At 57.9% G+C, this 11,316-nt stretch carries 7 protein-coding genes, 1 tRNA gene and 1 rRNA gene; 2 read left to right on the top strand and 7 right to left on the bottom strand.

Annotated elements, in window-relative coordinates; translation table 11 throughout:
* Positions 1-213 (bottom strand): 16S ribosomal RNA (locus B5E60_RS14100); the annotation flags it as partial.
* Positions 214-894: 681 nt separating this feature from the next.
* On the bottom strand, positions 895-2,919 hold the full coding sequence (locus tag B5E60_RS12430) for a S8 family serine peptidase (RefSeq protein ID WP_087312098.1): 2,025 nt from the start codon (positions 2,917-2,919) through the stop codon (positions 895-897).
* Between the two features lie 134 nt (positions 2,920-3,053).
* On the opposite strand from B5E60_RS12430, the gene B5E60_RS12425 reads away from it, so the two are divergent.
* Positions 3,054-3,668 (top strand): signal peptidase II, encoded by a 615-nt coding sequence (locus B5E60_RS12425; RefSeq protein WP_087312096.1) that lies wholly within the window; start codon positions 3,054-3,056, stop codon positions 3,666-3,668.
* 93 nt (positions 3,669-3,761) lie between these two features.
* Positions 3,762-3,843 (top strand) — tRNA-Leu (locus tag B5E60_RS12420).
* Between the two features lie 472 nt (positions 3,844-4,315).
* On the opposite strand, the gene B5E60_RS12415 is transcribed toward B5E60_RS12420, so the two are convergent.
* The 5 genes from B5E60_RS12415 to B5E60_RS12395 are packed head-to-tail and all read right to left on the bottom strand — an operon-like array spanning position 4,316 to position 11,308.
* Positions 4,316-5,797 carry a BACON domain-containing protein gene (locus B5E60_RS12415; protein ID WP_143260760.1) on the bottom strand — a complete coding sequence of 494 codons (1,482 nt, stop codon included), beginning with the start codon at positions 5,795-5,797 and terminating at the stop codon, positions 4,316-4,318.
* 29 nt (positions 5,798-5,826) lie between these two features.
* The gene (locus B5E60_RS12410) at positions 5,827-7,278 is read right to left on the bottom strand and encodes a BT_3987 domain-containing protein (protein WP_087312092.1); all 1,452 of its coding nucleotides are present in this window, start codon (positions 7,276-7,278) and stop codon (positions 5,827-5,829) included.
* Positions 7,279-7,305: 27 nt separating this feature from the next.
* The gene (locus B5E60_RS12405) at positions 7,306-8,499 is read right to left on the bottom strand and encodes a LamG-like jellyroll fold domain-containing protein (RefSeq protein ID WP_087312090.1); all 1,194 of its coding nucleotides are present in this window, start codon (positions 8,497-8,499) and stop codon (positions 7,306-7,308) included.
* Positions 8,500-8,507: 8 nt separating this feature from the next.
* The gene (locus B5E60_RS12400) at positions 8,508-9,665 is read right to left on the bottom strand and encodes a glycoside hydrolase family 18 (protein WP_087312088.1); all 1,158 of its coding nucleotides are present in this window, start codon (positions 9,663-9,665) and stop codon (positions 8,508-8,510) included.
* Between the two features lie 26 nt (positions 9,666-9,691).
* Positions 9,692-11,308 (bottom strand): RagB/SusD family nutrient uptake outer membrane protein, encoded by a 1,617-nt coding sequence (locus B5E60_RS12395; RefSeq protein ID WP_087312086.1) that lies wholly within the window; start codon positions 11,306-11,308, stop codon positions 9,692-9,694.
* Positions 11,309-11,316 lie beyond the last annotated feature (8 nt).

Genomic DNA, 11,316 nt, shown 5'->3' with positions numbered 1-11,316 from the left:
TCAACATAGGAAGATGCCTCCCTATATATTATGGGGTATTAGTACCAATTTCTCAGTGTTATCCCCCTGTTCTGGGTAGGTTGCATACGCGTTACGCACCCGTGCGCCGGTCGCCGGCAGTTGAAGCAAGCTTCAACCCCGATGCCCCTCGACTTGCATGTGTTAGGCCTGCCGCTAGCGTTCATCCTGAGCCAGGATCAAACTCTCCATTGTATAAAATATGAATGTTTCGTTAGAGTCCTGACTATTCGTTTCCTTTAAAGGAAATTGACAGATAAATACTACAATTTTGCTCTCAAAATATAACCAGTAATTCAAAGAACCACTTAAAAAATGCTTCGCATTTCAGTGCGAAACGGATTGCAAAGATAGAGACTATTTTTGAATCCTGCAAATCTTTTTCAAGATTTATTTTCGCGGCACCCGAAGGTTTCAATGCGAAAGGGACTGCAAAGTTAAGAACTGTTTTGCAAACTCGCAAGTCTTTTCAGAAAATTTTTCCAAGACACCTGCGGCACCTTGGATCGAATTCGAAAACATCCTCACGCCTCGCGCTCCCGCAAGCCTTTTTAAGAACCTCGCATCCTTTTGAAATTCAGCTACAAACCGTTTCAGGCTCCTTTATTGTAAACCCTCAACCTATTTGTAAGAACCGTTGATTTCTCAAATGCGGTTGCAAAGGTAGCGACTTTTTCGACAACTGCAAATATTTCGACCTCTTTTTTTTCAAAAAACTTGTTTTTCGACCCTTCGGACCGACTCCTACCTTTATATAAAAGGGGCTGCCTTGGCAGCCCCTGCAGGTAAAGCACCGCAGAACGATCATCCCGGATGAAGCGTCCCGGCACCATCCGTGAACAATGCGAGTCCCGGGAACGGCCGACCGTAGTGCGGTCACAACCATCCGCCGTTGCCGGCAAGACCGGCCCGCGACACAAGCGCGAACTCCCGCGACAGGGAGGTATCCCCGGCCGTGGCCCGGATGCACAGCACCGAGACGCCCGGTTTCGGACAGCGGAACGAGATCCGGCTGCCGGTGATGGCGAGCTGTTTGACGGTAAGCCCCAACTGCTCGGGGGATTCGAGCGTGGCCGACTGCAACTCGACGGCACTGCGGTCTCCGCCGAAGAAGGGAGCAAAATCGATCTCGGTCGTCTGCCCGGTCGGGACCCAGATGGCCGGAGTCCCCCGCACGGCCAGCAGCAGCTTGAGGGCATCGACACATCCGCCGCCCATCTTGCCGCGGTAGGCCGTCAGACTCGGAACGGTGATTCCCTCCTTGGTGCCGGTAAAGTAGTCGTCAATGCCGTAGACCGAACTCAACAGCATCGCCGTGAACTCCTCGACCGAATATTTGCGCCCCAACTGGGCGGCATAGGAGAGTCCCAGCGCCGCTACGCCCGAGACGTGCGGACACGCCATCGAGGTCCCCTGCATGAAGCCGTAACCATAAAACGCTTTCTCCTTGCGTTTATCCTGGAAATTCATCCCGTCGTCACAGAGGATCGTGCTCAGGACCTCTCCGTCGACGTAATATTCCCCCTGGCTTTTAGCCGTACCGTAATCGCCGCCCGGCGCCGTGATGTCGACCCAGGTTCCGTAATCCGTATAATAGGCCGGACGGAAGGCCCAGTCCATGGCCCCGACCGCAATGACCGGAGAATAGGAGGCCGGATAGGTCCTCACGTCACCGATCCGGTCGCCGTCGTTCCCCGCAGCAAAGATCACCAGTCCCCCGTCGAGCGGCGAGTTGGCATTCTGCGAACCGGCCCCCGTGATGAAGGTGTCGATCGCGGTGCGGATTATGCCGTAGTTCCGCGTCCAGTCCGAGGCGGCTTCGCTTGGCGAGGCGTCGGAGAAGTCATAGCCCCAGCTGTTCTGGGCGATGAGGGCGCCGTGAGTCCAGGCATATTCAAAGGCCTTGACAATGGGATTGTTCGAGTCGTCGCCGTCGCTGTAGCCCATGATCTGACACGACATGATCTTCACGCCGCCCCGACCGCTGCGCCCCCCGGCAATGCCGCAAACACCCCGGCTGTTGTTGTTCACCGCGGCGATGACGCCGGCTACGTGGGTGCCGTGATCGGCGTAGACCCATTGTCCATCCTCCCGGGTTGCCGTCCGCCAGTCGAGCTCAGCCTTGTTGTCCCAGAAATTGTAGCCATGTTCGTCGGGATTCGACGGATTCGACCAGATGTTGGCCTTCAGATCGGGATGGGTCGTCTGCACCGGCTCGTCGATCACCGCCACGATGATCTCCTCACTGCCCGTACAGAGGTTCCAGGCATCGACCAGATCAATGTCGGCCCCGGCCCGGGGCGTGGAAAAGTACTGATCCGCACCGTTGTTCTCGAAGTGCCACTGCCCGGACAGCAACGGATCGTTCATCAACTGCGTGGCACGGGTTTCCGCCCGCTCGGGGAGCAGCCCCGCATGCGCGGGAACGGCCGGACCGGTACACATCGGGCGGATATGGCGCGGATGGACCTCGTATTCGACCACCGAAATTCCCTCCAGCCCGGCAAAACGCTGCCCGATCTGAGCAAGATCGGCCTCCCGGTCGAACGAAATCCGATACCAACGGTTCATGCCCGTGCGATCGTAGATCGGCTCCCAGTCGGGGTTGTAATCCACGACACGCCGGAAACGGTCGGCACCGATCTCGGCCAGCAGGTTGTCGATGGACTCCACCCCCGAGCGGGTCGGCGCGGCCCCTCGCGTAGCAGCGGCTTCACCCTGAGCCCGGGCTACGGCCTGCGCCATCTCCGCAGTGAGCTGGACGGACAACACCCCCTGCAGGGCATACTCCGGAGCCGGAGATCCGACAATCCGGGCCCCGGAGGCAGACGACTGCTCCAGCGAATCCTTCGTACAGGCAACGGCTGCCAGCAGGCAGCACAGTAAAAACACGTTCCTCATGACGACTTTTAAAAAAGTAAGGTTTCAAAGGTATGTTTTTTTCGCAAAATTCAAAAAGCCGCGACGGAAAATTCCATCCAAACCCCCGAAAAAAGAGATTTTTTACTATTTTTGCCGCAAATATCTCCAAAACCATGAATCTGAAAAAAATCTCCCTGCTCGTCATACTGCTGCTCGTCGCGGACCAGGCCCTCAAGATCTGGATCAAGACCCACATGCATCTCGACGAGTCGATCGTCGTCTTTCCCGACTGGTTCCAACTCCGCTTCATCGAGAACAAGGGGGCCGCATTCGGCATGCACATCGCCTCGGGCAGCGGATTCGACTGGGGCAAACTACTCCTGGGACTGCTGCGCATCGTAATGGTGGGATTCATCGGATGGCTCATCTGCCACCTCTCGCGCAAACGGGAGACCACCCCCAAAGGGGTCATCGTAGGTCTGGCGCTGATCTTCGCCGGCGCTTTGGGCAACATTCTCGACAGCGCCTTCTACGGACTGATCTTCTCCGAGTCGACCCCCTACACCGTTGCCGAATTCGGGGGTCATTACGCCGGATTCATGATGGGCAAGGTGGTCGACATGTTCTATTTCCCGCTTTTCCAATGGAACGGCGTGCCGCGGATGCTGCGTTTTCTGGTCGACAGCAACAACTATTTCTTTGGCGCGATCTTCAATCTGGCCGATGCGTACATCTCCGTAGCGGTGATCTATCTGCTTCTGTTTCAGTACCGGTTTTTCAGCAAATAGATTTTTTTCAATTTTTTTGCCTCAAAACCGTTGCGGATTCAGAAAAAAGTATTACTTTTGCACACCGCAATTCCGGAAGACACCGGTAACAATGCCCAGGTGGCGGAATAGGTAGACGCGCACGTTTCAGGTGCGTGTGCCGCAAGGCGTGCAGGTTCGATTCCTGTCCTGGGCACTGGAAACCCCGTTGAACACAAGTTCGACGGGGTTTTTGCTTGTTGTAGCCCCCCACACACAGCCCCCGGGAGGGCCTTCCCTCGGAACTGCCGATAATCGGCCGCCTATCGTGCCCGAAAACAGCCGGAGAGGCCGCGACAGGCAGTCAGCGCCGAAGAGGCGCGAAAACCCCGCAAACAGCCACAGAATCGCGAATCTCCCCCCCCCCGCCGGTCGATCCGAACCCGACAGACAACTCGAGGATACACAACCGTGGAGACACCCCACGCCCCCGGCACACTCATCCAGCCTACCGCCCCGTCGAAGCGGACGGCCCCAAAAACCCTGCCGCCCGGAGGGACAGCACCCGCCCCGACCGGACGGGGACAACTCCCGGCAACACGCCGCAACGACCCTAAAAAAAGAGGGCCCGAACGCGGTCGAGCCCTCTCCATCAGACAATTGCTGAAGCAATCGCCGTATCGTACCGATTATTTCACGACGAAGTTTGCCGAAGTATTGCTCAGCGTGATCTTACCCTGCTGCTCGGCCGTAATGTAAATCGTGGTCAGCTGATCGCGCCCCATACCGTCAATAGACGTCAGGCTCGGACACTGCGTTACATCCAGTTCCTTCAACTGGTCACCGGAAATATAGCGTGCCGTCAGGTTGATCGATGTCACTCCGCTACCAATAATGGTCATCGACGAAATGCCGATCCGTCCGCCTTGTGACAATTGGCAGGGATTCGAGCCCAGATTAATCATCGAAAGCATCGTATCGTTGCTCGTATTTACAGTTTTCACCTGCTCCAGGCCAGAGATATCGATCGACTCCAGTTCGGAGTTGCCGTCCATGTTGCACTGGGTTACCCACGGGAAGTTCTCAACACCCTCGAACGACTTGATACCGGCTCCTGAGCAGCGGAGAATATAATAATAGTTGTCGTTCTGCTTGACCTCTTCCTCCGTATAGGGGATCACCTCGGACGAATCCTCATCGACAATCTTGATCCAGCCGTATTGGCTCAACCGCTGACGGAAGTTCTTGTCGGGGATGGTAATCATCTGTACACCCGGCGTGAGCTGACGCACCGAAAGGGTGAACTCGAACCGCTTGTCGGCATCGGCGATCACCACAGAGCCCGTTCTGGTCTCCGTGCTCTCCGAAACCTGGAAGGTCAGATGGTCGGTCGTCAAAGCCCGGGTCGAAGGCTCTTTCTCATAGGTAATCCAGTCGGGGGTCGTCACCGTGTATTCGATATTGCCCTTCACATCGACCGAGAACGACGTAGCTTCAAGCGACTCGAATTCGAAGACCGTCTCACCCACTACGTTGAGATAGTCAAGCTGGTGTTGTGAAACGGCAACCTCGACACTCAGGTCATGTCCCGAGATGGTCAGCGTGCTGACACGGTCCGAGTAATCAGTGTTCTCCGAAGCGGTAAAGGTCATCAGCAGATCACCAAACAGATCCGTGAATTCGGGAACTCCGAACCACGAATCTCCGCCGTCCGAGAACGTATAGCTCAACTCCTCCTGCGGGATATTGGTCGCCAGCTTCACCGCGAACTCACCGCCGGCCTGGAGTACCGAAACCGCAGCATCGGAATCCAGCGACAATATATAGCCCTCGCCGCAGGTCACCGTCAGACGGGCCACGGCGCTTCCCGTGAAGAGTTTGAACTCCGACTGAAGGTTTCGGTCGGTCGTGTTGGAGTCGATCGTGAAGACGATCGTGTCTCCCGACTTTCCCTCCGTAGCCGAGGGATGAGCCCAGGTCGAGGAGCCCGACATCCGCCAGTCCCCCGAACTCGTCACGACGATCTCGTCCGTACCGCCCTCGAAGTCCAGCGAGATCAGCTCCTTCGAGAGGGAGATGTTGTCGGCCGGCTGCAGGTTGTCCGAATCGCTGTCCGAGCAGCCCCAGAAACCCGACGCCATGCATACGATTGCCAATAATATCTTTTTCATTGCGATAATCCGATTTTAACGATTCTTAATTACTGGGGACGACTCAAAGCCTTGCGTTCGGTGCTCTCCTTCTCGTAATAATAGGAAACCGTGTCCAGCGTCTCGTCGTAGAGTCCCGAAGCCACACTGCGCACCATCGTCACCTGACCGCGCATCGCATAGTTGTCCGGATTGAGCGAGAAGAACATGTAGTGTCCGTATCCGGCCGCCTTCTGCTTGATGGCCGTAGCCGTCGTCCAGTCACCCTTCAGGAGATTCATCTCAATCGAGGCGCCGGCGCAGTTCTTCAGCGGCATCCCCGTCATCGGCAAAGCACCAGGGTTAATTGTGCTGTAATCGGCAACGGCCACATCGACGAAATAGCCCGGATCGATGCCGTCAACAGCCGGAAGGCTGGGCGTGATATTACCCAGATAATAGACCATGACCGTTTTCTCGGGCATTGCCTTCTTGGTCTCATAAAGCAGACGTGCGGCAGCAGCCATCGACGGACGGGTAAAGAGCGGATTACTCGTATCGGGATTGTAATTCGAGTACTCGTCGTCGAAGCAAACGCCATCCAGATCGTAGGTACGGCAGTAGGAAGCCAATTCGGCGGCAAAATCACGCGCCGCAGGATCGGAGAGCTGTGCCAGACCCGCATCGTCGTGGTTGCCCAGCACGCCCATGATCACCTTGATACCGGCATTTCGCAGCGGCTGGAGATACTTCTCGTTGTTGTCGAGCAGGAACTGAACCTCCTTGTTGCGCGAGAAGTAGACGCGGTTTCCGGCCGGATCGTAGTTGATGTTTCCGGCGAAGAGCACCACGTAGTCGAAGAAGAGCTTGCCGCTCTCCTGCAGACGGAACTCCAGGGCGTTGAGCGGGTTGGCATCGCCGAGCTCGAAGAAGACGATGTTCTTCACGGCATCAGGTCCCTTGTCGGCACTGAGGTTCATCCGGCCATCCTTGACACGATAGACCATGCGGCGCGAGCTTTCGGACAGCGTAATACCCTCGGTCTCGACCTCCACACAGAGCGGGAGCAGGTAATCCTTCTCGGGAGCGAACCCGTCGAAAGCCGTCAGTGCCACAGTCACCGATTCCGAACGCTTGTCGTCCGGAGCAAGCAACACGCGGCCCTCGCCGGCGATCTCCACAGCAGTCTCGGGGAAGAGTTCGCAACTCGTCCCGTGCTCAAGGTTGTAGGTCTCCAGGTAGTCTGTGTCGTATTTCACAACGGCATCCACACCCTTGCCTGCCTGCTGCGTCAGGGAAAAACGTACGGATGTCTCGATCCGGTCGTTCGTCAGCGTCAGCTGACGCTCCTTGTTCGAGGTATATTCGTCGGAGAGCATGCCGTCGACTCGCGACAGCCCGTCGAAACAACTCTCGTCAAACTTCTTGCTCGTTTCTATCTCTTCCGAACAGGATGCAAGCGCCAGGCCCAGGCAGCAGGCCGAGGAGAGAAGAATCCGGTTCACATATTTCATGGTATTCATAGTCGTTATCGTTTTTACGATTGGTTGTTATTCGGGGAGATTCACCGAGACCCATTCCGGTTCGGACTCGAACGTCAGATCGTGCGCATAGGACGAATAGTCCTTGCCCACGGTTCCGGCGCCGTCGTTGAGTTTCCAGTAGGCCACCAGGCCATCCGATTCGGGATCGACGCGATAGAAGTGGTTCTCCGTATTGATCTCCTCCTCGGTCAGCACGCGGTTCCAGAGGCGCAGTTCGGCGAGTTTACCCTCGAATCGGCGCTCGTCGGCGAACGAATAGCCCACCCAGAAGCAGCGCTTGAACGACGAACCCGACTCGTTGGAGTGCGGAATGGCGAAGTTGATGTTGCTGACATAGAAGGTGCCCGACTTCTTCATCTCGCCGTTGATGTAGATCTTCACCTCGCTCTGATAGGCCGAGATGCACTCGAACGTCACGGCGATATGGGTCCACGTTCCGGTCGGGATGATCAGGCTCGCATCCGTCACCTTCGAGCCTCCCATGCCGGCTACCTGCAGCTGCGCGGGGTCAATGCCCGAGTCACCCAGACGGATCAGGAACGAATCCTCGATACCCATGATCGTGGAGATGGTCTTGTCGAGCTTCGTGGGGTTGATGAGCGCCTCCATCGTGAAGGAGTACATGTTGCTCACCTCGGAGAAGCTGCCCCACTCGGGCCAAGCCCGGTTGTCGGTGAAATCGGCCACGATGTTGATAAGCGAAGCCCCGCGGAAGATGAAGTAGCAGGTATTCGAGCTGCGGAGCACGCCGCCGATACCCTCGACCGACTCGATCGTCACGGGCATGACATACTTCTGCTTGCGGTCGAGCGACAGGACGTTCTCGAACGTCACCGTAACGGGCGTACTCTGCACGCCGCCGGAGAGGATCCACGCCGTCGGCTCGTCGATGCGGCAGATGCCGTCGGGCAGAGCCACGGCCTCCGAATCATAGTAGGCCGTCTTGTAGTCCTCGACCAGGTCGGGTGCCACGCGGAAGGTCACCGAGATATCGTTCGCTTCGGGTTTTGCGATCTCGGCCATGATCTGGCGGGTATAGGTATCATCGGTGTCAACGAGCATTTCGTTGTCGGTTTTCGAGGCCGCCGAGATGAAAAGTTTGTTGTCGTAGTGCTGCCGATCGATATCCTCATGCTCGCACGCGGCGAGAGCCAGCAGGCCCGTCAGAAAGGCAACCACACGTATTTGTTTCACGTTCATGGGTTTCGTTAGTTTTTAGAGGTAGGATTCATGATGTTGACAGCCTTCCGGATGTTCGGGTAGACCAGATTCAGGTCATAATAGTCGTTCCAGGCGCGGGAGATCGCCAGACCGCAGATCTCGTATTCGAACGGAACGGTTACCCAGGCAGCGGCGCCGACCATGGCCGAGAGCGGATCGCCGGCCTCGTCGGTCTGGGAGAAGAATCCCTTCTCGTCCGCGCCGTCGATGGCGGGAGCCGTCACGCCGATCATCAGGCGGTCGGTCGGAAGTCCCACGGCGCTGCTCGAGCGGAGCACCTCGATCGAGAGCTCCTCGCCGCTGGTGGCCGACTCGGCCAGGATGATGACGTAGGAGAACTCCGCCAGCCAGGAGGTGTCGGGGAGGTTGCAGGGGGCGCCGCGGAAGAAGAGGAGCTTCTCCTCGTGAGTGGCATGCCACTCCGTCAGGGCCGTAAAGATCTGTGCCAGACAGGCGGTCAGCTCCTCGGTCTGCTCGGCCGAGAGGCTCGAGAGCACGGGACCGTCGTAGGTGAAGGTCACGCCGTCGAAACCGTAACGGTCGCAGCAAGCGATCAGCGACTGGATGCGCTCGGCGCAGTAGTTCTCAAACGTGATCGAAGGCTCCTCGGGGGCCACTTCGCCCTCACCGCCCTCTTCGCCGCTGCCCGTTCCGTCGCCGGCCTCACCGGTCTCATCGCCGGTCGTCTCGCCGGGAGTCGTCTCTTCGGGAGTCTCCTCGGGCTGCTGGGCGGCAACCAGAGCCTCCCACTCGGCCTCGAAGCGCGAATAATCGATATCGTAAACCACACGGGTACCCTTCTCACGAACCTCCTTCATCTCGTCGGCATAGACGGCGGCCAGATTCTCGGGATTGGTCATGCAGATGAAGTCCACGCTGTCGGGATAGGAGGTCAGGCGCTGGTTCTGCGACACGGGAGCCAGTCCCGCACGGTTCTCCATCATGACGAATGTCAACTTGTGCTCACTCGCCTTGTAGGCGCGCAACGCCTCGACGTACTGCTCATACAGGGCGGGGTTCTGCGCCTCGAGCGACGGACGGCGAATATCCACGCTCTCCGAATCCGTCCAGTCGCTGCATGCCCCCGACAACAAGGCGGCAGCTGCAACGGCCGGCAGAAAATAGATCTTGATATTGCGTTTCATAATGCAAACTTTCGATGTTGAACGAATCAGTTAATGGCCGGGTTGCAATCCCACCACATGCGCGTAGCCATGTTATCTGCCCCCTTGAGCAGCTCGTTGATAGCCTGCTGGTAGTTGTCGGCGTTTGCCGTACGCTCGTCGGCCGGATAGGGCATGCGTCGGGCGCCGAGCTTCGAGTCGACAATACCGTTGCTCTTGTTACCGGCCTCGGTTGCGGGAATCAGGTGCGGATAACCCGTACGGCGGTAGTCAACCCACGATTCGTTACCCAGCAGCCAGTTTGCAATCCACTTCTGGATGATGATCTGCTCCTGCATCTGAGCGGCCGAACCGCCCTGCCAGGCCACGGGCATGGTCGAAAGCGTCGTCGAATAGGTGTCCTTGCCGCTGTTGGGATCGACGTAGAGGATCTGCGAAACCGAACCCTGGGCCACATACTCCTCGTAGCCCGATACGCCCCACTGCTCGAACGAGAGGCGGATACCCTCCTTGTAGAAGGACTCGGCGCTGCCCGGACCCATGTTGAAACCGAAGACACCGGCAGCCTCGGCCTTGAGGAATGCCACCTCGGCGGCGTTCATCCAGCAGAGGGGCGAGGACGAGGTGAGCTTCACGCCCGAATACTTGTGTCCGATCGAGGTAAGGTCGGGGATCTCGATACCGCGGCGCATGCCGACATAGGTCTGTCCGGGCCACTCCGACTCAACGAAGTAGGCGGCACGGCGCGGATCGTTGTAGGCGTTCATGTAGCAGATGATGTCGGCCGCAGCATGCGAGTCGCCGCCGGTCTGGCAGGCGGTGTGGTCGACATGGGTGGGCTTGTTGTAGTTCACGGCCACGAAGAGCGGGTTGCCGTCGGCACCGAATACCGTCATGCAGGCGTTGTCGTCGTTCGAGGACATGACGCCGACCTCGTGGGCAACGGCGCTCTCGGCCATCTCGCGGGCCTTCGTCGGGTTTGCATAGACGATGTGCATGGCCAGACGCAGCTTCAGCGAGTTGGCGAAGCGGCACCACTTCTCGACACTGCCGCCGTAGATGTTGTCGGCCGAAGCGGCGATCATCGAGGTACGGTGGGCCGTCAGTACGGCGATGGCCGCGTCGAGCTCTTCGAAGAACTTGTCATAGACGGCCTCCTGCGAGTCGTAGGGGACCTGAACCTGGCCGTCGACACCGATCTGCGAATAGGGAATCGGGCCGTAGGTATCGGTCACGCGGTGCATGGCGGTCACCTTGATGACGTCGGCAATGGCCAGCACGACCGGATCATCGGTCTGGAGCTTGAGCTCGCGCAGGTTCGAGTAGAGGGTCGGGATCACGCGGTCGCTGGCCATGAAGACGCGCGTCCAGTCATCCGTAGCGTTGTAGTTGGAGATGGTATTGCGGAGCTCGGGGTTCGAGTCGGCGAAATAGCCGCCCTGGGTGCCGCCCAACAGACAGTCGGTGAACTGGGCCGTGTTGACGTCGGTCGAGATCACGGCGCTCATCATACCGGTCAGCGTCGCACCCAGCATGTAACCGTCGGCCTGCATCTGATCCTTGTTCGGCTGGAAGGGGTTGCTGTTGAACTCCAGGTAGTTTGCCGTACAGGCGCTACCGGCGAGCAGTACCGAAAGAAGGAGCGGTTTCCATATGTTTTTCATAGCGATTC

It is taken from the genome of Alistipes sp. An116 (assembly GCF_002161005.1).
Taxonomy (GTDB): domain Bacteria; phylum Bacteroidota; class Bacteroidia; order Bacteroidales; family Rikenellaceae; genus Alistipes; species Alistipes megaguti.
This window is presented reverse-complemented; position numbering and strand designations above follow the sequence as displayed.